Annotated in this window: 23 protein-coding genes and 1 riboswitch; of the genes, 16 read left to right on the forward strand and 7 right to left on the reverse strand. The window is 68.1% G+C overall.

The window, feature by feature from the left end:
- The first annotated feature begins 143 nt into the window (after nt 1-143).
- The 7 genes from H0B43_RS24720 (at nt 144) to H0B43_RS24750 (ending at nt 7206) form a co-directional block, all read left to right on the forward strand.
- Nucleotides 144-1214 (forward strand): ABC transporter substrate-binding protein, encoded by a 1071-nt coding sequence (locus tag H0B43_RS24720; protein ID WP_185725538.1) that lies wholly within the window; start codon nt 144-146, stop codon nt 1212-1214.
- A gap of 46 nt (nt 1215-1260) precedes the next feature.
- A complete protein-coding gene (locus H0B43_RS24725) occupies nt 1261-2097 on the forward strand; it encodes an ABC transporter ATP-binding protein (RefSeq protein ID WP_185725537.1) in 837 nt (278 codons plus the stop codon).
- Entirely contained in the window at nt 2090-2959 is an 870-nt protein-coding gene (locus tag H0B43_RS24730) for an ABC transporter permease (protein ID WP_185725536.1), read from the forward strand. The genes H0B43_RS24725 and H0B43_RS24730 overlap by 8 nt, the downstream gene beginning before the upstream one ends.
- Before the next feature lie 27 nt (nt 2960-2986).
- Nucleotides 2987-4330 carry an LLM class flavin-dependent oxidoreductase gene (locus H0B43_RS24735; protein ID WP_185725535.1) on the forward strand — a complete coding sequence of 448 codons (1344 nt, stop codon included), beginning with the start codon at nt 2987-2989 and terminating at the stop codon, nt 4328-4330.
- Nucleotides 4327-5550 (forward strand): MFS transporter, encoded by a 1224-nt coding sequence (locus tag H0B43_RS24740; RefSeq protein WP_185725534.1) that lies wholly within the window; start codon nt 4327-4329, stop codon nt 5548-5550. The genes H0B43_RS24735 and H0B43_RS24740 overlap by 4 nt, the downstream gene beginning before the upstream one ends.
- 13 nt (nt 5551-5563) lie before the next feature.
- Nucleotides 5564-6553: an LLM class F420-dependent oxidoreductase gene (locus H0B43_RS24745; protein ID WP_185725533.1), complete on the forward strand. Its 990-nt coding sequence runs from the start codon at nt 5564-5566 to the stop codon at nt 6551-6553.
- Between the two features lie 89 nt (nt 6554-6642).
- Nucleotides 6643-7206 (forward strand): GNAT family N-acetyltransferase, encoded by a 564-nt coding sequence (locus H0B43_RS24750; RefSeq protein ID WP_185725532.1) that lies wholly within the window; start codon nt 6643-6645, stop codon nt 7204-7206.
- Between the two features lie 7 nt (nt 7207-7213).
- On the opposite strand, the gene H0B43_RS24755 is transcribed toward H0B43_RS24750, so the two are convergent.
- Nucleotides 7214-7882, reverse strand: a complete 669-nt coding sequence (locus H0B43_RS24755; protein ID WP_185725531.1) for a DUF3239 domain-containing protein — start codon at nt 7880-7882, stop codon at nt 7214-7216.
- Between the two features lie 38 nt (nt 7883-7920).
- A complete protein-coding gene (locus tag H0B43_RS24760) occupies nt 7921-9600 on the reverse strand; it encodes a DNA repair helicase XPB (RefSeq protein ID WP_185725530.1) in 1680 nt (559 codons plus the stop codon).
- A 176-nt stretch (nt 9601-9776) separates the two neighbouring features.
- On the opposite strand from H0B43_RS24760, the gene H0B43_RS24765 reads away from it, so the two are divergent.
- From H0B43_RS24765 to H0B43_RS24795, 7 genes are all read left to right on the forward strand, one after another.
- Entirely contained in the window at nt 9777-10517 is a 741-nt protein-coding gene (locus H0B43_RS24765; RefSeq protein ID WP_185725529.1) for a hypothetical protein, read from the forward strand.
- 107 nt (nt 10518-10624) lie between these two features.
- Nucleotides 10625-11833 (forward strand): ROK family transcriptional regulator, encoded by a 1209-nt coding sequence (locus H0B43_RS24770; RefSeq protein WP_185725528.1) that lies wholly within the window; start codon nt 10625-10627, stop codon nt 11831-11833.
- A 294-nt stretch (nt 11834-12127) separates the two neighbouring features.
- Complete coding sequence (locus tag H0B43_RS24775; protein ID WP_185725527.1) at nt 12128-13195, forward strand: PhnD/SsuA/transferrin family substrate-binding protein; 1068 nt, start codon at nt 12128-12130, stop codon at nt 13193-13195.
- Entirely contained in the window at nt 13192-14049 is an 858-nt protein-coding gene (locus tag H0B43_RS24780) for an ABC transporter permease (protein ID WP_185725526.1), read from the forward strand. Before H0B43_RS24775 ends, H0B43_RS24780 begins: the two co-directional genes overlap by 4 nt.
- Nucleotides 14025-14759 carry an ABC transporter ATP-binding protein gene (locus H0B43_RS24785; RefSeq protein ID WP_185725525.1) on the forward strand — a complete coding sequence of 245 codons (735 nt, stop codon included), beginning with the start codon at nt 14025-14027 and terminating at the stop codon, nt 14757-14759. The genes H0B43_RS24780 and H0B43_RS24785 overlap by 25 nt, the downstream gene beginning before the upstream one ends.
- Before the next feature lie 12 nt (nt 14760-14771).
- The gene (locus H0B43_RS24790) at nt 14772-16133 is read left to right on the forward strand and encodes an LLM class flavin-dependent oxidoreductase (RefSeq protein WP_185725524.1); all 1362 of its coding nucleotides are present in this window, start codon (nt 14772-14774) and stop codon (nt 16131-16133) included.
- Nucleotides 16130-19888: an ABC transporter ATP-binding protein gene (locus tag H0B43_RS24795; protein ID WP_185725523.1), complete on the forward strand. Its 3759-nt coding sequence runs from the start codon at nt 16130-16132 to the stop codon at nt 19886-19888. Before H0B43_RS24790 ends, H0B43_RS24795 begins: the two co-directional genes overlap by 4 nt.
- 41 nt (nt 19889-19929) lie before the next feature.
- Here the strand turns inward: H0B43_RS24795 and H0B43_RS24800 are convergent, their stop codons facing one another.
- Together H0B43_RS24800 and H0B43_RS24805 are read right to left on the reverse strand one after the other, a co-directional pair.
- Nucleotides 19930-20913: an alpha/beta hydrolase family protein gene (locus H0B43_RS24800; RefSeq protein WP_185725522.1), complete on the reverse strand. Its 984-nt coding sequence runs from the start codon at nt 20911-20913 to the stop codon at nt 19930-19932.
- A gap of 147 nt (nt 20914-21060) precedes the next feature.
- On the reverse strand, nt 21061-23376 hold the full coding sequence (locus tag H0B43_RS24805) for a helicase-associated domain-containing protein (protein WP_185725521.1): 2316 nt from the start codon (nt 23374-23376) through the stop codon (nt 21061-21063).
- 60 nt (nt 23377-23436) lie between these two features.
- On the opposite strand from H0B43_RS24805, the gene H0B43_RS24810 reads away from it, so the two are divergent.
- Complete coding sequence (locus tag H0B43_RS24810; RefSeq protein WP_015888783.1) at nt 23437-23625, forward strand: hypothetical protein; 189 nt, start codon at nt 23437-23439, stop codon at nt 23623-23625.
- A gap of 66 nt (nt 23626-23691) precedes the next feature.
- Here the strand turns inward: H0B43_RS24810 and H0B43_RS24815 are convergent, their stop codons facing one another.
- The 3 genes from H0B43_RS24815 to H0B43_RS24825 form a co-directional block, all read right to left on the reverse strand.
- On the reverse strand, nt 23692-24273 hold the full coding sequence (locus H0B43_RS24815) for a transglycosylase family protein (protein WP_185725520.1): 582 nt from the start codon (nt 24271-24273) through the stop codon (nt 23692-23694).
- Nucleotides 24274-24281: 8 nt separating this feature from the next.
- Nucleotides 24282-24496: riboswitch (cyclic di-AMP (ydaO/yuaA leader) on the reverse strand.
- A gap of 237 nt (nt 24497-24733) precedes the next feature.
- Nucleotides 24734-25108 (reverse strand): YccF domain-containing protein, encoded by a 375-nt coding sequence (locus tag H0B43_RS24820; protein ID WP_185725519.1) that lies wholly within the window; start codon nt 25106-25108, stop codon nt 24734-24736.
- Nucleotides 25109-25138: 30 nt separating this feature from the next.
- Entirely contained in the window at nt 25139-25378 is a 240-nt protein-coding gene (locus H0B43_RS24825) for a hypothetical protein (protein ID WP_185725518.1), read from the reverse strand.
- A gap of 153 nt (nt 25379-25531) precedes the next feature.
- Here H0B43_RS24825 and H0B43_RS24830 point away from each other — a divergent pair, with 153 nt between their 5' ends.
- A complete protein-coding gene (locus H0B43_RS24830; protein WP_185729807.1) occupies nt 25532-25942 on the forward strand; it encodes a cold-shock protein in 411 nt (136 codons plus the stop codon).
- Nucleotides 25943-25954 lie beyond the last annotated feature (12 nt).

Raw genomic sequence — 25954 nt, forward strand, 5'->3', positions numbered from 1 at the left:
TCGTAGCTGACCTGGCTTTTTCGCACCCCTTTTTCCGCACGTTCCGTCCACCTCGCCCGGCGACCGCCGAGCGGGTGCGGAAGTGCGCGTCGTTCGACCCGCCGCACCGTCGTCTGCGGGCATCACACACTAGGAAGATCTCGATGATTCGTCCACGTCTCGCGCGGACTCTGGCAGCCGCTGTCGCCCTGCTCACGTTCACCAGTCTCGCCGTCGCCTGCTCCGGTTCCGAGGCCACCACGACCGCCGACGGCAGGACGGTGCTCCGCTACGAGGGCAGCACCGGCCAGGTCTCCTTCCCCGAACTCGCGGCCGACCTGGGCTACTACCAGAAGGTCGAGTTGAACTGGATCGGCGACACCACCAGTGGGCCGCAGAGCATTCAGAACGCCGCCACCGGTCAGACGGACTTCGGTGGCGCCTTCAACGGTGCGGTGCTGAAGCTGGCCGCGGCCGACTCGCCGATCACCTCGGTCATCGGGTACTACGGCTCCGACAAGGAGACGTTCAACGGGTACTACGTCCTCGACGGAAGCCCGATCACGTCCGCCCGCGACCTGATCGGCAAGAAGGTCGGGATGAACACGCTCGGTGCGCACCACGAATTCCTCGTGCGGGAGTGGCTGGCACGGGAGGGGCTGACTCCGGACGAGATCAAGCAGGTGGAGCTCACCGTCGTGCCGCCGGTCAACACCGAGCAGGCGCTGCGGCAGGGGCAGATCGACGTCGGAACCCTGGGAAGTGTGTTCCGGGACAAGGCCGTCGAACGCGGCGGAATCCGCCCACTGTTCACCGACGAATCCATCTTCGGTTCCTTCACCTACGGTTCGCTGCTGTTCCGCAACGACTTCATCGCGAAGAACAAGGACGCCGTCGCCGACTTCGTGCAGGGCACCGCGCGGGCCATCCGCTGGACCCAGACGACGCCGCGGGCCGAGGTGATCGCGAAGTTCAAGGACATCATCACCCGCCGCGGCCGCAACGAGACCACGGACCTCGTCGACTACTGGAAGACACCGGGCGTCGCCGGGCCCGGTGGCGTGATCACCGACCAGGAGATCCAGATCTGGATCGACTGGCTCGTCCGCAACGGCGAACTCGAGGACGGCAAGCTCACACCCGCCGACGTCTACACCAACGAATTCAACCCGTACGCCAACGGCACCTACCCCGCCGACAGCGGTCCCGACGGCCAGGCGCTGGCCGCGAAGTGACTCGCGTGCCGAGCGGCGTCGACCGAATGGAATGGGAAGGACAGAAATGAGCACCATCGCTCCGAACCTCGACCGGGTTCAGACGCCCAAGCTCCGTCTCGAACACGTCACCAAGCAGTTCGACGTGCGCGGGTCGAAGGACAAGTTCACCGCGATCGAAGACATCGACATCGATCTCGCGGACGGTGAGTTCCTCGTCCTCGTCGGGCCGAGCGGGTGCGGAAAGTCGACTCTGCTCGACCTCCTCGGTGGGCTCAGCACGCCTACGTCCGGCCGGATTCTGCTCGACGGAAAGCCGGTCACCGGGCCGGGTTTGGACCGCGGAATCGTCTTCCAGCAGTACGCCCTCCTGCCGTGGCGCACGGCCCGGCACAACATCGAGTTCGGGCTCGAGGCCAAGGGGCTGCCGAGGAAGGAACGGCGCGAACTCGCCGAGCACTACCTCGAACTCGTCGGCCTGAAGGGGTTCGGCGACCGGTACCCGCACGAGCTGTCGGGCGGCATGAAGCAGCGCGTCGCGATCGCCCGCAGCCTGGCGTTCGACCCCGAGGTGCTGCTGATGGACGAGCCGTTCGCCGCGCTCGACGCCCAGACCCGGGAGTCGCTGCAGGACGAACTGCTGCGCATCTGGAAGGCCACCGGCAAGACCATCCTGTTCATCACCCACGGCATCGACGAAGCCATCTACCTCGGGCAACGGGTCGCCGTCCTGACGTCACGGCCCGGCCGGGTGAAGACGTTCGTGGACATCGACATCGACCGCTCGGGTGAGGACGTCCGGTCCAACGAGCAGTTCCGGCACTACCGGCACCGCATCTGGACGCTGCTGCACGGCGAAGTGGAGCGTGCACAGGTGATCGAGAAGGAGGAAGCACATGTCTAGCGCACTCGCGGCACCGGAAGCTCCCGTCACAACCGATCCGGCGGTGCCCCGGACGCCCGCTCCGGCCCCACCGGAGCCGGGTGTCGGCCGGCGTGTCGGTGCGGCCCTGGGGCCCGTCGCCTGGCGCATTCTCAAGCCGTCGATCGCGATCGTCGCCTTCCTCGCGCTGTGGGAGATCGCACCCCGCGTCGGCCTCGTCGACGAGGTGTTCCTGCCCCCGTTCAGCACGGTCGTCGGAGCGTTCGCCGATCTGGCCGGCAGCGGGGAACTGTGGGAGCACGTGTCCGCGAGCCTCTCCCGCGCCCTGATCGGATTCTTCGTGGCGGTCGTGATCGCGATTCCGCTGGGCATCGCGATCGCCTGGTACCGGCCCGTCTCGGATTTCCTGAACCCGATCCTCGAACTGTTCCGCAACACGGCGGCGCTGGCATTGCTTCCCGTCTTCATCCTGATTCTCGGCATCGGCGAGGAATCCAAGATCGCCCTCGTCATCTACGCGTGCACCTTCCCGATCCTGCTGAACACGATCTCCGGTGTCCGCACCGTCGACCCGTTGTTGATCAAGTCGGCCTCCTCGCTCGGACTGTCGCCGGTGCGGCTGTTCCAGAAGGTGGTGCTGCCCGCTGCGGTCCCCACCATCTTCACCGGTATCCGCATGGCCGCGGCGTCGTCCATCCTCGTGCTGATCGCCGCCGAGATGGTCGGGGCGAAGGCCGGGCTCGGCTACCTGATCACCGCGTCCCAGTTCAACTTCCAGATCCCCAACATGTATGCGGGCATCGTCGCGATCTCGGTTCTCGGGCTATCGCTGAACGCCGTCCTCGTCCTGATCGAACGCCGGCTGTCCCGCTGGCGCGTCTAGTCACTTACCGGGAAAGAAAAACTCCACATGTCACAGGATTCCCAGTTCCACCTCAACGCCTTCCTCATGGGTGTGGGACATCACGAGGCGGCGTGGCGGCACCCCCGCACCGAAGCCCACCGCGTATTGGACGTCGCGCACTTCCAGGAACTCGGCCGGATCGCCGAACGGGGCAAGCTCGATTCGGTGTTCTTCGCCGACGGCCTCGCCGTCGGACCGCGGATCGCGCACAACACCCAGGCGATATTCGAACCCGTCACGCTGCTGTCGGCGATCGCCGTCGCCACCGAACGGGTGGGGCTGATCGCCACGGCGTCGACGAGCTACTCCGACCCGTACACCCTGGCGCGCAAGTTCACCTCGCTCGACCACATCAGTGGAGGCCGCGCGGGGTGGAACATCGTGACGTCGGCCGGCGCGGACGAGGCGGCCAACTTCGGCGTCGACGGCATCCCCGCGCACAGCGGACGGTACGAGCGCGCAGAGGAATTCGTGGACGTCACCCTCGCGCTGTGGGACAGCTGGGAGGACGGGGCGGTGGTGCTCGACGCGGAGACCGGCACATTCGCCGACCCCGCGAAGGTCCACACGATCGACCACGACGGACCGCGGTTCCGGGTCAGGGGACCGCTCAATTCGCCGCGGTCCGCTCAGGGGCGGCCGCTGCTGGTGCAGGCCGGGTCGTCCGAGAGCGGCAAGGAGTTCGCCGCGCGATACGCCGAGGCGGTCTTCACCGCGCAGCGCACGCTGCAGCAGGGGCAGGAGTTCTACCGCGACCTCAAGGCGCGCGTCGTCAAGTACGGCCGCAAGACGAGTGAACTGAAGGTTCTGCCCGGCATCGTGCCGTTCATCGCGGACACGAAGGAGGAGGCGGAGGCACTCGAGCAGTCGTTCACCGACCTGATCTCGCCCGAGTACTCGCTGCGCCAGCTGTCCACGATGCTCGGCGTCGACCTGACCCGGCACTCCCTCGACGCGCCCCTGCCCCCGCTCCCGCCGCTCGACGAGATCCAGGGCAACAAGAGCCGGTACCAGCTGGTGAAGGATCTCGCGGCGGACGGTTCACTCACCGTGCGGCAACTGATCGGATTGCTCGGCGGCGGGCGCGGACACCGCACGTTCGCCGGAACACCGGAGCAGGTGGCGGACGAATTGCAGACGTGGTTCGAGCAGGGCGCGGCGGACGGTTTCAACATCATGCCGCCGTACCTGCCGGGTGGCCTGGACGATTTCGTCGACCGGGTCGTCCCGATCCTGCAGCAGCGCGGACTGTTCCGCACCGAGTACACCGCGACGACGCTGCGCGGCCACTACGGCCTCGAGGACGTCGGCAACCGGTTCGTGGACGCGGCCGACGAAGCGAGCGCATGAGCGGCGAGACCGGCCTGAAACCGCTCGTCACCACCGTCTTCGTTCCTGCCGCGATCTTCGGCATCGGCCAGGGCGCCGCAGCCCCGGTCATGGCGCTGACGGCCCGCGAACTCGGCGCGTCCGTGGCCGTGTCCGGGTTGATCGTCGCGGTCGTCGGGCTGGGCGCCGTCCTCGGTGACCTGCCCGCGGGCCGGATCGTCGCCAGGTTCGGGGAGCGCCGGTCCATCATCGGGGGCAGTGCAGTCGGCGCGGTCGGGGTGCTGGTCTGCCTGCTCGCGCAGACACCCTGGATGCTGGGTGTCGGCGCACTGCTGACGGGACTCGCCAACGCCGTGTGGGGGCTGGCCCGCCAGAGCTACCTGGCCGACGCCGTTCCGATCGGTCTGCGGGCCCGGGCGATGTCGTCGTTCGCGGCGATGTGGCGGCTCGGGTTCTTCGTGGGACCGCTGCTCGGCGCCGCCGTGATCCTCGTGGTCGGTGCCCGCGGCGGGTTCCTGGTGCAGTTCGTCGGCGTCGTGCTGTCCGGATGGCTGATGTCGAGGGTCCCGGACCCGCCGCGCCGCCGCGCCGCCGCGAGCAGACACGCCACGTTGCCGTCGATCCTGCGCCGACACCGGAAGTTGCTGGCCACGCTCGGTGCCGGATCGCTGCTCATGGGTGCGGCCCGCGCGTCCCGGGAGGCGGTCCTGCCGCTGTGGGCGGCCTACCTCGGGCTGGACGCCGCGCAGGTCAGCCTCGTCTTCGGCGCCGGTGCCGCCGTCGATCTGCTGTGCTCGTATCCCGCCGGGCAGTTCATGGACCGATACGGTCGCCGGTTCATCGCGGTGCCGTCGCTGCTGGTGATCGGCGTGTCGTATCTGGCGCTGCCCTTCTCACACGACCTGCTGTCGATCGGTGTGGTCGCGGTGGTGATGGGCATCGGCAACGGGCTCGGCAACGGCGTCATCATGACGCTCGGCGCCGACATCGCCCCACCCGCGACCCGCGCCGAATTCCTCGCCGCGTGGCGGCTCACCCACGACACCGGTATGTTCGCGGGGCCGTTCGGGGTCGGCGCGCTCGCCGCGGTCGTCCCGCTGGGGGCGGCCGTCGCCGCCGTCGGGGGAGCGGCGCTGCTCGGCGCCACGATCCTGTTCCGGTTCATCCCGATCTATTCGCCGTGGCCACCGGCGGCCACGGCGTCGCCGGATTCCCCACCGCTCGAAAAACAGGAAGCATAGGTACATTCGTTTCATGCGCTTCGGATTGTTCGTTCCTCAAGGCTGGCGTCTGGATCTCGTCGGAATCGATCCCGCGGATCAATGGTCGGTGATGCGCGACTTCGCGTTGCGCGCCGACCAGGGTTCCGCGTGGGATTCGCTGTGGGTCTACGACCACTTCCACACCGTCCCCGTACCGACGGAGGAGGCCACGCACGAGGCGTGGACCCTCATGTCCGCGTTCGCGGCAGTCACCTCGCGGGTGCGTCTCGGTCAGATGTGTACGGCGATGAGCTACCGCAACCCCGCCTACCTCGCGAAGGTCGCCGCCACCACCGATCTCATCTCCGGCGGCCGCGTCGACATGGGTATCGGCGGCGGCTGGTACGAGCACGAGTGGCGGGCGTACGGTTACGGATTCCCCTCCGCCGGTACGCGTCTCGGGCGCCTCGACGAGGGCGTGCAGATCATGCGCCAGGCCTGGACCAACGGCACCGCCACCCTCGAAGGCAAGCACTACCAGGTCGACGGCGCCATCGTCCGGCCGCTTCCGCTGCAGGACGGCGGGATTCCGTTGTGGATCGCCGGCGGCGGCGAGAAGGTGACGCTGAAGATCGCGGCAAAGTACGCGCAGTACACCAACTTCGACGGCACCCCCGAGGGATTCGCGCTGAAGTCCGAGATTCTGCGGAAACATTGCGACACCGTCGGCACCGACTTCGACGCCATCGTCCGCTCGGCCAACTACAACGTCGCGATCGGCACCACCGAGGCCGAGGTCGAGCAGCGGCTGCTCACCCTGAAGGAGCGGCTCACCCCGCACGTCGGCGCCGACGCCGCCGAGGGTGCACTCGGCGCATTCCGCGGAATGCCCGGAGTCGGAACGCCGGAACAGATCGTCGAGAAACTGTCGGCGCTGAAGGACCAGGGCATGTCCTACGGCATCTTCTACTTCCCCGAGGCCGCCTACGACACATCGGGCCTCGAACTCTTCGAGAAGGAAGTCCTGCCCGCGCTGCGGTAATGGCCGGCCCGTCGGCCGGACGCGGTAACGGCCGGCCCGTCGGCCGGACGCGGTAAAGGTCGACTGGTTCCGGGCATAGAGTGGCGGGCATGTTCGTCGTCACCCTCACCGCCGACACCCTGTGGCTAAGTCCGCCGGTGGTCACCGACGTCGATGCGATCTGCGCGGCGTGCAGCGACCCGTCGATCGCCGAGTGGACGACGATGCCCGCCCCCTATGCCCGCTCGGACGCCGAGCAGTTCGTCCGGCACACGGTGCCGTCCGGTTGGGCCGACCGCAGTCCCACCTGGGCGCTGCGCGAACGCGAGAACGGACCCGTGCTCGGGATGATCGGACTGATGTCACGCGACATGACGGCGGCCGAGATCGGGTACTGGCTCGCACCCGCCGCCCGCTCGCGGGGACTCATGACAACGGCGGTGAACCTGGTGTGCGATTTCGCATTCCGGCCGGACGGCATGGGACTCGAACGCATCGAATGGCGCGCCTTCGTCGGCAACGACGACTCCGCGGCAGTCGCCCGCAGGGTCGGCTTCCGCTTCGAAGGAGTCCAGCGCTCCGGGCTCGTGCAGCGCGGTGTCCGACGCGATTCGTGGACGGCCGCCCTCCTCGCCGGCGACTTACGGCAACCGGCCGACGGCTGGCCCGGCTAGCGGACGATCAGCGCAGGCTCTCGGGAAGGTCGTGCTCGGACACGGCGACTCGCTGGTCGGGGCTGGTGCGGATGTGCTCGGAGTCGGCGATCCGGCTCTGCAGGAAATCCCACTCGACCTGATCGATGGCGTCCTCCGCACGGGAGCGGACGGTCGCGTCGCGGGTGCCCCACGCGATCGGCATCGGACTGACCATCTCCCACGTGGCGGCGAGACTGTGGGTGCTGCGGTCGTTGAGTAGAGCGACGGACGGCACCCGGTCGCCGACGTTCTGCTTCTGACCGGTGCGGATCGGGATGTTGCGGGTGACGAGCGCATACGACGCCCTGCCTGCGCCCGGCTTCGCGACGTCGATCAGCGACAGCAGTGTGATCGCACGGGGGTGGACCTCCGAGACGACGGCCGGCACCAGGGGGCTCTTCGCGTACAGGTCCTCGATGCTGCCGACCTTCTTCGGCACCCAGAATGCCACCCACACCGACGTGAGCGCGGCGATCGCCACGACGACGCCGAGGATGAGCGACCAGGGGTGGGCGAGCAGGATCAGACCGACCGCGGCCGCCGCGAACAGCAGGGCCACCACGATCGCCGACACCTGCAGGCGTCGCATGTCGGCGAACGTCTGGTTGACGGACTTCGCGTAGGGCCGGTCGACGGTGAACTCGAAATGTCGCACGGGCCCAGCTTAGAGCGTCGGTCCGGGTGTCCGGGCAGTCACCCGATGGGCGGGCCCAGCAGGTCGTCGGCGTCGGTGATCCGGTAGGCGTAACCCTGCTCGGCAAGGAAGCGCTGCCGGTGGGCGGCGTACTCGGCGTCGAGGGTGTCGCGCGCCACCACCGAGTAGAAGTGGGCCTGGCCGCCGTCGTGCTTGGGTCGCAGCAGGCGGCCCAGCCGTTGAGCCTCCTCCTGTCGGGAACCGAACGTGCCCGAAACCTGAACGGCGACAGATGCTTCCGGCAGATCAATCGAAAAGTTCGCGACCTTGCTGACCACCAGGGTCTGGATTTCGCCCGCCCGGAAACGGTCGAACAGATCCTCCCGCTCCGTGTTCTTGGTCGACCCCTTGATGACCGGGGCGTTCAACGCCTCACCGAGTTCGTCGAGCTGATCGAGGTACGCGCCGATGATCAGCGTCGGTGCGTCGGTGTGCCGCTCCAGAATCGACTTCACCACCGCGATTTTGGTGTGGGCGGTGGAACACAACTTGTAGCGTTCGTCGGGTTCGGCGACGGCGTAGGCCATGCGTTCGGCGTCGGTCAGCGTCACCCGCACCTCGACACAGTCGGCGGGGGCGATCCACCCCTGCGCCTCGATGTCCTTCCACGGAGCGTCGTACCGCTTGGGTCCGATCAGCGAGAACACGTCGCCCTCGCGGCCGTCCTCGCGGACCAGGGTGGCGGTGAGGCCGAGGCGCCGACGGGACTGCAGGTCGGCGGTCATCCGGAACACCGGCGCAGGCAACAGGTGCACTTCGTCGTAGATCACCAGACCCCAGTCGCGGGAATCGAACAGCTCGAGATGCTTGTACTCACCCTTGGTCCGCCGGGTGATCACCTGATACGTGGCGATCGTGACGGGACGGATCTCCTTGCGTTCGCCGGAGTACTCGCCGATCTCCTCCTCGGTGAGCGACGTGCGCGCGATCAGCTCACGCTTCCACTGCCGGCCTGCCACCGTGTTCGTCACCAGGATCAGCGTGGTGGCCTTCGCCTTGGCCATCGCCGCCGCACCGACCATCGTCTTGCCCGCGCCGCAGGGCAGGACGACGACACCCGACCCACCGGCCCAGAACGAGTCGGCCGCCATCTCCTGGTAGTCGCGCAGGTGCCAGTGGCCGTCCGCGGACCCCGGGGAGATGCCGTCGAAATCCAGATCGATGGGGTGGGCCTCGCCGTCGACGTACCCGGCGAGATCCTCCGCCGGCCAGCCGACCTTGAGCAGCAATTGCTTGAGCCTGCCTCGCTCACTCGGGTGGACGACCACCGTGTCGTCGTCGACGCGGGCCCCGAGCATCGGCGCGATCTTCTTGTGCCGGGTCACCTCGGTCAGTACCGCGCGGTCGAGGCTGACCAGAGTCAGACCGTGGGCGGGATTCTTCACCAGCTGCAGTCGCCCGTACCGGGCCATCGTGTCGACGATGTCGACCAGCAACGGCTGCGGCACCGCGTACCGGGAGAAGTTGACCAGCGCATCGACCACCTGCTCGGCGTCGTGTCCGGCGGCGCGCGCATTCCACAGGGCCAGCGGGGTGATCCGGTACGTGTGGACGTGTTCGGGCGCACGTTCCAGTTCCGCGAACGGCGCGATCGCCTGGCGGGCGTCGTTCGCGCGCTCGTGATCGACCTCCAACAGCAGGGTCTTGTCGGATTGGACGATCAACGGTCCGTCGGTCACGGAAGCCTCCTCGAAAATGCGGTGCCGGATGTAGCCAGCCTGTCCATTGTCCTGATCCGGGCGGCACCGCGCCACGTCGCCGTCTCCGAGCAGGCCCGATACCGGCACATCCGGGGCGGTCGAGGGCCTAAATTGAGGGTCAGCCCGGATGGATCGATGCAGAGACGAGGCTCGCGATGACCCAGCCCCCCGAAGACCCACGCCGTCCCGATCCGAATGTCCCCGGCGAGCCGCCGAACAACCCTCAGCAGCCGTATCCGCAGGGTCAGTATCCGCAACAGCCGTACTCGCAGGGGCAGTACGCTCAGCAACCCGGACAGTACCCGCCGGGTCAGTACGGGCAGCCTGGCCAGTACGGGCAATACCCGCCCGGCCAGAACCCACCGTCGCCGAAGAAATCGCGAAAGGGCCTGTTCATCGCGTTGGGCATCGCAGTCCTGGTGATCATCGCCGCCGTCGCCGCGTTCGGGGTGTTCGCCCTGAAGAGCGCGGACAAGAACGCTCTCGACGTCGGCGACTGCCTCTTCTTCGAGTCCGCATCCACGACCGCCGCCGACACTTCCCACGAGAAACGCGACTGCTCCGACGCCGAAGCCACGTACGAGGTGGCGCAGAAGAACGACGGCGACGTCCAGTGCGCGGAGGACTACTTCTCCTACACGCTCGTCGGCGACGACCAGGACGTCCAGACCACGCTCTGCCTCATCCCGAACATGATCGAGAACTCCTGCTACCTGCTCGAGGACGACGGCCGGATCCTGCCCTCGGACTGTGCCGAGGCTCAGACCGTCAAGGTTCTCGAGCGCGCGGACGGGAAGAACGACGAATCCCTCTGCAACGAATTCGACACCGCATTCCCCATCGCCTTCTCCGAACCCGAACGCACCTATTGCATCGAGGTCAACCTCGGTGGCTAGCGCCACAGGGAGTTAAATTCACGGGAATCGAGTCCGTTGAACTGCACGTTCTCCTTCGTTAGCGTCCGAGATCAAGCGAAATCACTGCGCGCGGCGAAGGGGAACCGATGGTGCGAACCCAGCCCGCCCCGCGGCGTGCCGGCCGTTCCGGGGCCAGTGCGGGCACGGTGCTGCGCACCGTTCTCGAGCGGGGGCCGATCGCGCGCAGCACGATCGCACGGGTGACCGGGCTGTCGCCCGCGACCGTCACGACCGCCAGCGCGCAACTCGTCGAGCGCGGCCTCCTGCGGGAACTGCCCGAGATCTCGGGTCCCACGGGATTGGGACGGCCACACGTGCCGGTGGACCTCGACGAGAGCCGCTACGTCGTCTACGGAATACATCTCGCGATGACCCACGTGACCACTGCACTGCTCGATCTGCGGGGGCGGGTGCTGGCGCGGTCCCGCGATCCGCACTTCGGGCTGGGACCGGCCGAGATCCTGCGGGACGCGGTGACGACCCTGGAGGGGTTGGCCGCCGAACACGGTGACATGTCGGTCCCGATCGGCGTCGGTTTCGCGGCCGGCGGCTGGATCGACTCCGAATCGGGGGTGGTGCGTGACCATCCGATACCGGGGTGGAACGGGTACCCGGTCCGCGCGGATCTCGAGCATCGCACCGGTCTGGACGTCCGGATGGATTCGCACGCCCGCGCGCTCATCGACGCGGAGGTGCTGTTCGGGGAGCCGCGGGTGAGGGAGAGCGTCGTGCAGCTCTTCGTCGGGAACGTGGTGGATGCCGCGTTCGCGACCGGAGGAGTGGTTCACCACGGCCCCCGCGCGGCGGCAGGCGCTGTGGCGCACGTGCCCGTCGAGCACAGTGTCGAGAAATGCGCCTGCGGGCGTACCGGGTGCGTGCAGGCCACCCTGTCGGATCGGGTGCTGGTGCGCAGGGCGATGCAGTTGGGCATCATCGAGCGGCCGATCTTCCGGGACCTCTTGGACGCCGGGCGGCGCCGGCAACCGGCCGCTCTGGCACTGTTCGCGGAGCGGGCACACGGGGTGGGGGTCGTCGCGGCGCGCTTGCTCGATCTGTTCAATCCGGAGGTCCTCATCGTCTGTGACCAGGGTGTGAGCCACATTCCGGGGTCCCTCGACGCGGTGCGGCGAGCCGTCGCGGACGCGTCGGCTACGTGCGACGATCCGTCGAATTCGGTGCTGTCCACCAGTTTTCCCGGACGGGCCCTTCCGGTGTCTGCGGGTGCCGTGATCCTCGCGGAGCTCTACCGGACCCCTCTGGCCAGCTTCGTGCGGCCGTTGGCCGGCATTTCGTGACGCGGATCACAGCGCCGGAGTTAATTCGGTACGAAGCAATGTTGACGGTGATTGTGCTGGAGCGCAAGGATATTGGTGTGAACACAACCGCGGCGGACATTGTGCGTACAGACTCGTGTCGCTCCGAGTCCTGTTGTCGACGCACGCGCCCGGGTCGTATCTGACGCTCCCGGACCGGCATCGTCCAGCGCTCGAAATATGTTTGCGTTCCACCTGTCTCACTCCGCTGCGTGGCACTCGACCGACTGCGTCCGGTGTGCCCGACCGGAGACCTCATCCTTCGAAGGATCAATCATGTCCAGTTCACTCGTGTCCTCCGCCGGGTACGGGCGCCTCGTGCGCGCCGCGCTCGTCGGCGCCCTGGCGCTCGGGCTCGCATCCTGCTCGTCCGGTTCCTCCGGCGGGCTCGCGCTCGATGATGCTGTGCCCGATCAGGTTCCGGACGGAACTTCGCTCAGCGTGTCGATCAAGACCACCCGACTGCAGCTGGAGGCGACCGGTCAGCTCGCCGATCTCCCGTTCACCGTGTCGGACTGGCCGGACGTCAGTGCCGGCCCCGACGTGATCCAGGCCTTCCGGGGCAACGCGGTCGATCTGGCCACCAACGCGGCGATCCCGCCGATCCAGGCGCACGCCACCGGTCTCGACGCCAAGATCGTCGCGGTCCGGGAGAAGGAACTGCCGCAGTACCTGCTGGCCACCGCCCCGGGCTCGGACATCGCGGAACTGCCGGACCTGCGTGGCAAGAAGATCGCGTTCTCGCCCGGCCAGGCCCAGGGCGTGGTGATCCTGCGGACCCTGAAGGCACTGGGCCTGACCAAGGACGACGTCCAGCTCGTCGAACTCCCCAGCCCGCAGTTCCTCACCGCGCTGCAATCGAACCAGGTGGACGTCGCGCCGCTGTCGGAGCCGACGGCGACGAAGTACCTCACCCAGTACGGACCGGACGGGGCCAAAGCGTTGCCTACCGACGCCGTGGATGCGCTCACCGTGCTCTGGGCGCCCGTCGAGGTTCTCCAGGATCCAGCGAAGGCCGCGGCAATCAAGTCGTTCATTCCGTTCTGGGCCCGTGGAGAGGTCTGGGCGTGGGAGAACCAGGACGCCTGGATCCAGAAGTACTACGTGGAGAGCGAACAGGTTTCGGCCGAGGACGGAAAGCGCATCGTCGCCTCCGTCGGGCAGCGTCCGGTCTACCCGGCCAACTGGGATGCGGCCATCGAGTGGACGCAGGACACGATCCAACTGCTCTCGGATGCAGGCTACTTCAGCGAATTCGACGCGGACGAGTTGTTCGACCGCCGATTCGAAACCGTCGCCGCTGATGCGGTTCCGGCGGAGTACCGAGGCGGTGTGCAGCGATGACCAGTACTCTCTCCGCGCCGGCACCGGCACGTACTGTCGCCCCCGATGTCGACAGGCTCGCCGCCGCCGATCGGCAGATCCGCCGACTCGGGCTGCGTAAGGCCTTCCCGTTCTCCCGGCTGGCCGGTGTCCTGCTCCTCCTCGCGGTGTGGGCGGTGGGCAGCCTGACAGGAGTCATCGACGCACGAAAACTGTCCGCGCCGTGGACCGTGGTCACGACGGCCATCGACCTGATTTCCACGGGCATCCTGCAGGAACATGTCCTCGCGTCGTTGAGCCGGGCCGCCATCGGTTTCGCGTTCGGCGTGGTGATCGGGACGGCCCTGGCCGTCGTCGCCGGTCTGACCCGTTCCGGTGACGCCCTGATCGACGGACCGATCCAGCTCAAACGCGCCATCCCGACGCTCGGCCTGATCCCGCTGCTGATCCTCTGGCTCGGCATCGGCGAGACGTTCAAGATCGTGATCATCGCGCTGGGTGTCGTCGTCCACATGTACATCCAGACCCACAACTCGTTGACGTCGATCGACAACCGCTACGTCGAACTCGCCGAGGTCCTCGGGCTGTCCCGGGCCACGTTCATCCGCAAGGTCGTACTGCCGGGTGCGATGCCGGGATTCTTTCTGGGACTGCGACTCTCGGTGACCGGTGCCTGGCTCACCCTCATCGTCGTCGAGGGAATCAACGCGGTGACCGGCTTGGGGAAGATGATGTACAACGCGCAGAACTACGGACAGTCCGACGTGATTCTCGTGGGACTCGCGGTGTACGGCATCTTCGGTCTCCTGTCCGACTCCGTGCTCCGCTACGTCGAAAGGCGGTCGCTGTCATGGCGCAGGACCCTCGCCCGATAGCACGCGTCGCCGTCCAGGTGCGGTCCCTCGTCCGCGGATTCGGCGACAAGATCGTCCTCGACCGCCTGGACCTCGACATTCCCGAAGGCCAGTTCGTCGCCCTGCTCGGCAGGAGTGGGTCCGGCAAGAGCACGCTGCTCCGGGCGCTCGCAGGCCTCGACTACGACGTCGAGGGCCGCGGCGGCACCCTCACCGTGCCCGCGGAGGTGTCGGTGGCGTTCCAGGACTCACGGCTGCTGCCGTGGCTGCGGGCGCTGGACAACGTGACGCTCGGACTGGGTCGCAGCGGCACCAGCACGGGCGTGTCGGCTCTCGCGGAGGTGGGACTTGCCGGTCGCGAGAAGGCGTGGCCCAGTGAACTGTCCGGCGGTGAGCAACAGCGGGTTGCCCTGGCGCGCGCACTGGTACGCGAGCCCGAACTGTTTCTGGCCGACGAACCGTTCGGCGCACTCGATGCGCTGACCCGGATCAAGATGCATGCCCTTCTCGAGGAGCTGATCCGTCGGCACCGCCCGACCGTCCTGCTCGTCACCCATGACGTCGACGAGGCGATCGCGCTCGCCGACCGGGTCCTCGTCCTCGACCACGGGCAGATCGTCGTCGACGAGACCGTCGACATTCCGAAGCCGAGAGCGCTCGGCGACAGCAAGTTCCACGAGTTTCGCAACACGCTGCTCGGCGCCCTCCGCGTCGAGGTAGCGGCACAGTAAGGGAGTTACACCATGAGTTCGTCACCACAGCGCCGGCTGCATCTCAACGCATTCCTGATGGCGATCGGACACCACGAGGCGGCCTGGCGCCTGCCCGAAAGCGATCCGAACGCCAATCTCGACATCAAGCACTACATCTCGTTGGCGCAGACCGCCGAACGCGGAAAGTTCGACTCGGTGTTCCTCGCCGACAGCCCGGTGCTGTTCAGCAATCCGGAACGCAGGCCGAGCGGCAAGCTGGAGCCGACCATCATCCTGACGGCGATCTCCGCGGCCACCGAGAAGATCGGCCTGATCGCGACGGCGTCGACCAGTTACAACGAGCCGTACAACCTTGCGCGGCGGTTCGCGTCCCTCGACTTCGTCAGCGGCGGCCGGGCCGGCTGGAACATCGTCACCACCGCCGGCGCCGATGCGGCGCAGAACTTCGGGCTCGAGGACACCCCCGCGCACAAGAGCCGGTACGAGCGCGCTGCCGAGTTCGTCGAGGTCTCCACCAAGTTGTGGGACAGCTGGGAGGACGACGCCATTGTCGCGGACAAGGATGTCGCCATCCATGCCGACTCCGCGAAGGTGCACGTCATCGAACACGAGGGCCGGTTCTTCAAGGTGCGCGGACCACTCAATGTGCCGCGGTCGCCGCAGGGATACCCCCTGCTGGTGCAGGCCGGGTCGTCCGAGGACGGAAAGGATTTCGCCGCCCGGTACTCGGAGGCGATCTTCACCGCGCAGCCGACCCTGGACGAGGGGAAGGCGTTCTACGCGGACGTCAAGGACCGTGTCGCGACGCTGGGGCGGGACCCCGAGCAGGTGCTGATCCTGCCCGGCATCGTGCCGGTCATCGGGGACACCGAAGAGGAGGCCCGCGAGCTCGAGGCCGAGCTGGAGAGCTTGATCTCGCCGGAATATGCCCGCAAGCAGTTGGCGCAGCGGTTCAATCTCGAACCGGAGCAGCTCCCACTCGACGAGGAACTCCCCGAGGACTTGCCGTCCGAGGACGACATCGAGGGTGCGAAGAGCCGGTACACGCTGATCGTGGACCTCGCCCGCCGCGAGAAGCTGACCGTCCGGCAGCTGATCGGGCGACTCGGCGGCGGTCGCGGTCACCGCACGTTCGCGGGCACTCCGGTCCAGGTGGCGGACACGATCGAGTACTGGTTCCGGAACGGCGCCGCAGACGGTTTCAACATCATGCCCGCGGTCCTTCCGTCCGGGTTGGAGAAGTTCGTCGACTCCGTCGTCCCGATTCTGCAGGAGCGCGGACTCTTCCGCGCCGACTACACCGAGACCACACTGCGCGGGCACTACGGTTTGCCGCGTCCCGCCAATCAGTTTGCGGTCGAGGAGGATTCCACGCTGGTGTCTGCGCAGTGACGACGGGAGGCTCGGGGGAGAACGCCGGCTGGCTGCGGTACCTGTTCGGATACTGTCTGCGCCAGCGCCGCAATCTCGTCCTCGCGTACGGGGCGGCGGCGGTGGCTGCCGCGGCCACCGCCACCATTCCGCTGGCCGTCCGGCACGTGATCGACAATGCTGCGGTCGACACGAATCATGCACTGGCACCGTGGATCGCAGTGCTCGTCGCCCTCGCCACGGTCCGTTTCGCCGCCGCGTACACACGGCGATACCGCTCCGGGCAGCTGTCCCTCGGGGTGCAGTACGACCTGCGGGGCGACGCGTTCCGTTCGCTGCTGCGACTGGATGGCGTCAAGCAGGACGGACTTCAGACGGGTCAGGTGGTGAGCCGGTCCATCTCGGACATCACGCTGATTCAGATGCTTCTGCAGCTCCTGCCGCACATGGCGGGGAACCTGCTCATGTTCACGATGTCGCTGGCCGTGATGGCCGTGCTGTCGCCGATCCTCACGCTCGTCGCCCTCGCCGTTCTGCCTGCGCTGTGGTTCATCTCGATGCGCAGCCGCGTCGACCTCTTCCCCGCCAATTGGCATGCGCAGGAACAGGCGGCCATCGTGGCCGGCGGTGTGGAGGCTGCCGTCACCGGGGTGCGCGTCGTCAAGGGATTCGGGCAGGAAGACCGCGAACTGGAAGACCTCGAGAAGCGCGCCGGGGAGCTTTTCCGTTCCCGGCTGCGCGTCGCGCGACTGACCAGCCGGTACAACCCCGCACTGCAGGCGGTCCCGATGCTCGGGCAGGCACTGGTTCTGGCTGTCGGAGGATGGCTGGCGCTGCACGGCGACCTGTCACTCGGGACTTTCGTCGCGTTCACCACGTACCTGGCCGCCTTCGCCTCGCCCGTGCGTCAGCTCGCGACGCTGCTCACCGTGAGCCAGCAGGGTCGGGCCAGCGTGGAACGCGTCCGCGAGGTGATCGACAACGCCCCTGCCGTGACGACGCCGCCGGACGCCGTGGACTTGCCGGGCGGTCCCCTCGAGGTGGTGTTCGACGACGTCGCCTTCGGGTACGCGCCGTCGAACCGGCTGCTCGACGGGCTGTCGCTGCGCATCGCGCCGGGGGAGACGGTGGCGGTGGTCGGGGCCGCGGGGTCGGGCAAATCGACTCTGGCCATGCTCGTTCCGCGGTTGTACGACGCCGACGCGGGTGCGGTCACCGTCGGGGGGATCGACACCCGCCGGCTGTCGCTCGAATCGCTGCGGTCCGCGCTCGGTGTCGTATTCGAAGACAGCTACCTGATGTCCGAAACCATCCGCGCGAACGTCTCGTACGGCCGGCCGGATGTCGACGAGACGCTGGTGCGTGAGGCGCTCCGCGTGGTGCAGGCGGAGGAATTCGTCGACGCGTTGCCGGACGGGCTCGACACCGTCGTGGGGGAGCAGGGGGTGACGTTGTCCGGTGGGCAGCGGCAGCGGATCGCCCTCGCCCGGGCGTTGGTGACCGATCCGCGGATCCTGGTACTCGACGACGCGACCTCGGCGGTCGACGCTCGGGTCGAGGCCGCCGTCCACCACGAACTGCGCGCCGCGACCGGCGAGCGCACCACCCTGATCATTGCGCATCGGCGGTCGACGCTGGCGTTGGCCGACCGGATCGCCGTCCTGGCTCACGGCCGCATCGTCGACGTGGGGACGAGCGCCGAACTCGACGAACGGTGCCCGCTGTTTCGTGCGCTGCTGTCGAGTGCCGACGACGCCGCCGGTCCGGACACGTCGCCGGAACTGCCGGACGTCGACGGCGTCACCGCCGAACTGTGGCGTCGGACGGGTGGCGACGAGGAGTCCGGGGTGCTCGACGCCCGGGCCGTTGCGGCCTTCGCGACCGCGGTGGCCGGTGCCAGTGGACCGTCCCGTGGAGGCGCGGGCGGCGGAATCCTGTCTTCGGCGCCGCCCAGCCCCGAGGTAATGGCCCGGCTCGACGACCTGCCCCCGCTCACCGGAGACCCGGACGTCGCGGCGGACGAGGCGCGGGCGGCGGACCCGGCGTTCGGGCTCGGCTCGCTGCTCCGGCCACTCCTCCTGCCGCTGGTCGCGGGATTGGCGCTCGTCGGGCTGGACGCCGTCGCGCAGATCGCGGTGCCGGTCCTCGTCCGTACCGGGGTGGATCGGGGAGTGCTGCAGGGCGCCCGGGACCTGCTGCTGCTCGCGGCGGCCGCGACCATTCTGGTGGTTCTGCTCGACTGGGCGGTCAACGTCGCGCAGGCCCGGGTGACCGGGCGGACAGGCGAACGACTCCTGTATACGTTGCGCGTGAAGACGTTCGCGCAGCTGCAGCGGCTCGGTCTGCAGTACTACGAGCGAGAACTGGCCGGCCGGATCATGACCCGCATGACCACCGATGTCGACAGCCTGTCCAACTTCCTGCAGACGGGTCTGGCCACCGCGGTGGTGAGTGGGCTCACGATCTGCGGGGTTCTCGTGGCACTCCTGGTGATCGATGCGGAACTCGCGCTCGTGCTGGGTCTCGTGGTGCCCGTCCTCGTCGCGGCCACCGTCGTGTTCCGCCGAAAGTCGGTGCCCGCCTACGCGGAAGCCCGTGATCGCGTCGGGATCGTCAACGCCTATCTGCAGGAGAACGTGACGAACATCCGCGTCACGCAGGCATTTCGGCGGGAGGATGACAACGCTGCCCAGTTCTCCCGGCGGGCCTGGGATTTCCGGGAGTCGCGGCTACGGGCCCAGCGGTACATGGCGCTGTACTTTCCGTTCGTCGAGTTCCTGTCGGTGGTGGCGACCGGACTGGTGCTCGCGGTCGGTACGGCGCGGATCCACGCCGGGAGCCTCACTGTCGGCACGCTGATAGCCTTCGTGCTCTACGTCGAACTGTTCTTCGCTCCCGTGCAACAGCTTTCGCAGGTCTTCGACGGCTATCAACAGGCAGTCATCGGACTGGGGCGACTGCGTGGACTGATGAGGACGCCGACCACCACACCGCAGGCCGGTGAACCCGTCGTCCTCGACCGCATCCAGGGCGGCATCGCATTCGACGACGTCCACTTCGGGTACGAGTCGGGGAAGGGGGAGGCGTTGCGAGGGGTGACGCTTCGCATCGAACCGGGCGAGACGGTCGCCCTCGTCGGGCAGACCGGCGCGGGCAAGTCGACGGTGCTCAAGCTGCTCGCCCGCTTCTACGACCCCACCGAGGGGGCGGTACGGGTGGACGGCATCGACACGCGGTCGCTCGACCTCGCATCGTTCCGGCAGCGACTCGGCGTGGTTCCGCAGGAGCCGCACCTGTTCGGTGCCACCGTCCGCGACGCCGTCGCCTACGGGCGTCTCCACGCGACCGACGCCGAGGTGGAGGCCGCCAGCCGAGCGGTCGGGGCCCACGAGATGGTGTCGGGACTGGCCCTCGGGTACCTGCAGCCGATCGGGGAGCACGGGCGCAACCTGTCCGCCGGACAACGCCAACTCCTGGCCCTCGCCCGGGCCGAACTGGTGGACCCCGACATCCTGCTGCTCGACGAGGCGACCGCCTCACTCGACCTGGCGACGGAAGACCGCGTCCGGCTCGCAACGGAAAACCTGTCCCGGCGGCGCACCACCGTCGTCGTGGCGCACCGGTTGAGCACGGCGGCGCGGGCCGACCGGGTGGTGGTCCTCGACGCAGGTCGAGTCGCGGAAATCGGAACGCACGACGAACTACTCGACCGAGGCGGCGTCTATCGGGAACTCTGGGACGCCTATGCGCCTCCGGCGCCCGTGAGTACTCGATAACCGCGGGACGTTGACAAGTACTCACGGGGCCGGAGGCCATGTCAGGCGCCGATCGACGCCTTCATCATCGGGAGCATGGCCCACAGCTGGTCCTGCCAGTAGCCCCAGCTGTGGGTTCCCGTCGCCGGAAAGTCGTAGTGCGCTGGGATTCCGAGGGTGTCGAGCCGCACCTGAAAGGCGCGGTTCTGGGCCAGCGCGATGGCTTCGAGCCCCATGCCGGTGCCGGTGTTGAACACGTCGACGGCGTTCTGCGGCTGATCGTGCGGGCCGGGGAGGCCACTGCCCGCGGAGACCCACATCGGCAGTCCGCGCATGAGCGGGGCCGCGACGAACGGGTCGTTCCGCAGCCAGGCGGGATCCCACGGCGGTCCCCACATGCAGTCGGCGTTGTAGCCGCCGGCGTCGAGCATCGCCAACCGGATCGCCTCGCGCATGCCCGGAGCCGACAGGTTCAGGTACCCGGACATCGACCCGGCGAACGTGAACTGGTCGCGGTGGTAGGCGGCGAGGATCAGGGCCGCGTTGCCGCCCATCGACAGTCCGGCGATGGCGTTGCTGGTGCGGCTGATGCCGTAATTGTTCGCCAGGAAGTCCGGCAGGTTCTGGGTGAGGAACGACTCCCACTTGTAGGTGTACGGCTGGCCGTTGGTGTTGCTGGGCGCGTACCAGTCCGTGTAGAAGCTGGACTGCCCGCCGACCGGCTCGACGACGGTGATCCCGTGATCGGACAGCCACGCGGCGTTGGTCTCGTGTTCCCACCCGCTGACGTCGTCGGTCGCGCGGAGGCCGTCGAGCAGATAGAGCGCCTTGTTGCTGCCGTTGTTCGCGAGCCACATCCGCACCTTGATCTGCCCGACCCCACCGGGTGCGTCGACCCAGTGCTCGCGCAGGCGGCTGTAGGGGTCCGCGGACGCCGTTCCGCCGCCGACGAGGACGAACGCCAGCGGCAGAAGCACCACGGCGACCATCAGCCGGACAACGCCTCGCAACCAGCCGTGTGACCGCTTCGTTGCTTTGACACCCATGTTCTGCCTCCTGGTAAGTCGTCCCCGGCCAGGTACATACCAGCAACACGGTATTGCTCGCCCCGAAATTCCTGGGCGTTTGCGCGGAATCGTTATCTGAGCCGTGAGTACTTGTTAACCGCGCGCCGTTGACAAGTACTCAGATGCTCAGTCGACGCGGGCGACGGACGTGATGCGGTGGAGGGTGAACCGCCGGACCGCACCGCTCGCCGGGTCGAACGCATCGAGCTGGCCGCCGCCGACGCTGACGGGATCGACGATGCGGTGCGACGCCACACCCTGCGCGTCGACGTAGCCGATGGTCACACTCGTGCGTTCCCGCGCCGCGGCGTTGAGCAGTGCGATGGTCGCGGCGCTGCTGGCCCGCGACCCGTCGGACCGGATGCTGCCGGAACCGCGGGCCGACGCCGCCAGATCGCCGGCCCGGAGGGTCCGGACGACCGCGTCGAGTTGGGCGTCCGTGGCGACGGCGGGGGTACGGGCCGGGGGCTTGCGCCGGGTCACGACGCGTGCGCCGCGGGGACGCAGGTCGACGAGGGCGCCGGACGAATCCTCACCCGCGGGCGCGAAACCGGCGGTCCGCAATTCGTTCAGCACTTCCCGCAGCGGCGCCTGCGACACCGCGACCGTCGGCGCCAGGGCACGCAAAGCCAGCGAGGCGGCCACCGGCGACGCCAGGACCTCCGCCAGCAGCGTCGGATCCTCGCAGCGGACGAACGACGCGGCGACCCCGGCGCGGAGCCGCCCGTGCCGTCGCGCGACATCGTCGATCAGATAAGACAGCGACTGCGGGACGGGTGTGCGCGACCGGGTGGCGAACAGGCTGTGCAGTTCGGCCGCCGTCATGCCGACGTCGAGGGCGCGCCGGATGCTGTCCTCGCTGATCCGGTACATCGATGCCGCGCCGGCGGATTCGATGTCCGCGACGAGAGCGATTTGCTCGAGCAGTTCGGGGGTGAGGGGTCCGGGGGCGACGACGGTGAGGTCGGCCTGGACTAGGACGTGGTCGACGGGTTCGGGCAGCGACGCGTGCATCTCGGCCTCGGCGTCACCGCCGTGGAGCAGAGCCCGGCCGGGGGAGCTGAGGGCGCCGCGGGCGACGAGCCCGAGCGTCGCCGCCTCGTCGAGGGTCCGCTCGACCGCATGAACCCGGAGCCGGGCGCCCCAGCGGGGGCGTCGCCAGGCCAGGAGGCGGCTGACCTCCGCGGGGTCGGCCGAGTGTCCGGTGCCCAGTTCCGCCAGGAGTCCGAGAATCGCCTGCCGGTCACGCGGCGCGGACGGCGCACGGACCTCCTCGGACAGAGCGGCAACCGGCTTGTCGTTGGCATCACGCATGCCGATGAACCACGCCATCCGCGGCAATTCCAGCCACGCCGTCGCCAGCACGTGCCACCGCCGGGCGACCGAGGCGGTCAGCCAATTGTCGACCGCGGTGGTCGGCGCCCAGTAGTTCTCGCCACTGTCCGTCGGCGGCACAGGGTCCGGGGTGCCGCTCGCGATCAGTCCCGCGGCCGACAGCAATTCGACGAGCAGGCTCAGCCGGTTCTCGTCGATGCCGGACATCTTGGCTATCCGCCGCAGTTCCCGGACGCCGAGGCCGCCCGCCCGCAGCGCGGGGGCCGGGACCTCGCCGAGGGCCTTGACTACGTCCTCGCAGTGGCGCACCAATTCGAGCGCCTCGCCCGCCGCGGCGGCGTTGATGTCGGCGGGCTTGTGTTTGCGTGCCGTCACGGCCGGTGGGGACAGCGACGTGGGGTCGAAGACGGCCTCTCCGCGCAGGGCCTGCCGCACCTGGTACGGCAATTCGACGGTCTCGTCGTCGATCCAGCGCAGCAGGCCGGCGGCGAGGAGTCGCTGGACGGGACGGTCGGGTGACGTTCCCGGCGCGGCATCCCGGGTCCGGCCGATGGAACTGGACTTCGACAGCGTCTCGAGGATGTCCCGCTCGACGGTCGGCAGCCCGGCCAGTGCGGCGACGATCGCGGACTCGTCGAGGGTCTCGACGGGTTCGGCGCCACGCCCGACGCGCCACGGAATGGTGGCGGTGACGGCGGGGACGATCCGCAGCGACGTCTTGCCGCCCCAGACCAGCGCCACGGACCGTAGTCCGTCGAGGGTGGCGTCGACCGCCTTCTTCGTCGCACGCGACCCCACCGCGTCCTGCAGGGTGGCCCGGGAAACCGCGACCTCGTCGGCGCGTTCGAGGGCCAGGAGTTCGAGGATGCCGAAGTCCAGGGACGTGAGGTTGTCGGCTGCACGGGCAACCGACGCCCGCTGTTCGGCGCGGCCCGCGAGAACGACGATCGTGGCCGGCGGCGGGACCGCCAGATCGGGGCGCCTGCGCAGCAGATCCGTCAGTTCGGCGTCGCTGCGTGCGGCCAGCCAGTCCGCGAGGGTCGCGGCGCCACGGGGGGAGGCTGCGGTGCCGTTGGTGCTCGCGGTGGTGTCGTCGGTGTCGGTCATCGACTATCAGATTAGAGACCTGGGCTGTACGTCGCCGAACGGTCCTGTCAAAATGGCACCGTGGCTAACAATTCGAAGAAGCAGTACGTGGATCCAGGGTGGCCCGAAACCGCCGATGGAGATCACGCCGTGACCGAACTGTCGTCGACCCGCGCGGGCGGTCTCTCCCCGTTCGGCGAGGACACCGAGTTTCCGCTGCCTGCGGAGTCGTTGCCGTACGCGCATCCGCACACGGTGATCAACCGCTGAACCAGCGACAGAAGAGGGGCCCTGCACCGGATCGGTGCAGGGCCCCTCTTCTGTGAGCTGCGGGGATCAGTGCGGGAGCAGTCCCTTGTTGGCGTCGATGAGCTGCAGGATCTGGGGGTCGATCGCGATGCCCTGGGCCTTGGCGGCCTCGATCGCGCTGTCGACGACACCGGCGTACTGCGGGGTGCCGTTGGTGCTGGGGACGCCGCCCGTGAGGTCGGGGAGTGCCGGTGCCGCGGGGGTCTCGGGCACGACGGCGGGGGCGGTGCGCTGGGTGGGGGCGCTGCTCAGGCCGAGGCTCGAGGAGCAGGAGGGCCATGCGCCCCAGCCCTGGGAGTCGAGGACCTTCTCGGCGACGACGATCTGCTGTTCACGCGTGGCCTGGTTGGCGGTGGCCGCGTACTGGGTTCCACCGTGTGCGTTCCAGGTGCTCGGGGAGAACTGAAGTCCACCCTGGAAGCCGTTTCCGGTGTTGATGCCCCAGTTTCCGCCGGACTCGCACTGCGCGAGGCGGTCCCAGTCGGAGTCGGGTGCCGCGTTCGCGGTGCCCGAGAAGGCTGCTCCGGCGACGCCCATGATGGCGCCGGTGACGGCGACCTTGGCGACGGTGCGGCCGGTGTTGGTGGGCTTGCGATGGCGTCCGCTCATAGTTGTCGAGATCCTCTCCACACGCGCCTGCGAGGTCAGCTGTCGGGTTCGGGCTGAGAGGTCGCCCGGCCTCGCCTCTCCTGGCTGGAGAGGGTCTGGCTTCACCCCAAGATCCGAGTGCGCGAGGCACGTTCGGACCGGTGTCCTTCCGGGAACTTGCGTTCCCTGGAGGACTTTTGGGTCCCCCGTCCTCGTCCCTGGAATGCTTCGTCGGGACTCCGGTACCCGCGGGACGAGGCTTGGCGCGGCGGGCCGGATGTGACCGATGTTTCCTCGGCCGGTGACGACGGTAACGGTCTGAGGCCGCAGTGTCACCATTTGATAACGCGGTGTGTCTTCGCCTGTTGCGAGCCCGCATTCGACGCGCAGGGACTCTTCCCAGCTAGCGGGGGCCAGACACGCGTATCCCCGAGCTGTTGCCCTTCTGTTACCCGGCCGTTATGTGAGGAAGCTCACAGCGTTATGGAGCGTCGACGATGTCCTTACCGAGGGGCATGAGCGAGATGGGAATCATTTTGAGATTCGCGACCGCGAGCGGGATCCCGATGATCGTGATCGCCATGGCGATCGCGGTCACGACGTGGCCGATCGCGAGCCACAGACCTGCGATGATGAACCAGATCACGTTGCCGATCAGCGAGGCGACACCGGCCGTCGGCTTGTCGACCACCGTCTTCCCGAACGGCCACAGCGCGTACACGCCCACCCGGAACGACGCGATGCCGAACGGGATCGTGATGATCAGGATGCAGCAGAGGATTCCGGCGACGAAGTACCCCAGCGCCAGCCACAGACCGCCGAAGATCAGCCAGATGATGTTGAGCAGAATTCTCATGATCGTCCCATCGGTCGGTGGTCGGGTGGGTCAGCGGGAGCGTCTGCCCTGCCGCAGTGCCGCACCGATTCCGAGGAGGAATCCGATCGGGCACGCCAGGGCGATGAGATAGAGAACGAGGCCGGGTCGGGAATCGGAAAGCACCGGGGTCAGGAAGATCGCCACGATCGCGACGAAACCGATCGCGAAGAGGGCGAGTGCGACGCGGAGGAGTCCGTCGCGCCCCCGGGGTGTGTGAGGAGTGCTCGAAGGAGTCGATTCGTGGGCCACACCAGCAACGATAGTGCCTGGAAACCCGGATGCTGGAGGGGGTCGCTGCAAGGTAGACTGTAGGCACTGCGCGTCCCGCACCAGAGGTGGGGCGCGCTGTTTTGCATACCAAGTGCAACCAACTGCACTCCAAGTGATGAGCGGGTGAACGCGGTGCCGACCGGCAAGGTGAAATGGTACGACGTCGAAAAGGGCTTCGGCTTTCTGTCGCAGGAGGAGGGGGAGGACGTCTATGTGCGTTCGTCCGCTCTTCCTGAGGGCGTCGAGGGCCTCAAGGCCGGTCAGCGCGTCGAGTTCGGCATGGCCGCCGGTCGACGCGGACCACAGGCTCTGAGCCTGAAGGTGCTCGACCCGGCGCCGTCGCTGCGCCAGAACGGTGGGCGCAAGGAGCCGTCGGCCAAGAAGCACACGCCGGACGAACTCCACGGCATGGTCGAGGACATGATCACGCTGCTCGAGGCGAAGGTCCAACCCGACCTGCGCAAGGGCAAGTACCCGGACCGCAAGACGGCTCAGCGCATCTCCGAGGTGGTCCGCGCGGTCGCGCGCGAACTCGACAGCTGATCCGACTTCCGA

The sequence above is a fragment of the Rhodococcus sp. 4CII genome (assembly GCF_014256275.1).
GTDB lineage: Bacteria > Actinomycetota > Actinomycetes > Mycobacteriales > Mycobacteriaceae > Rhodococcus_F > Rhodococcus_F wratislaviensis_A.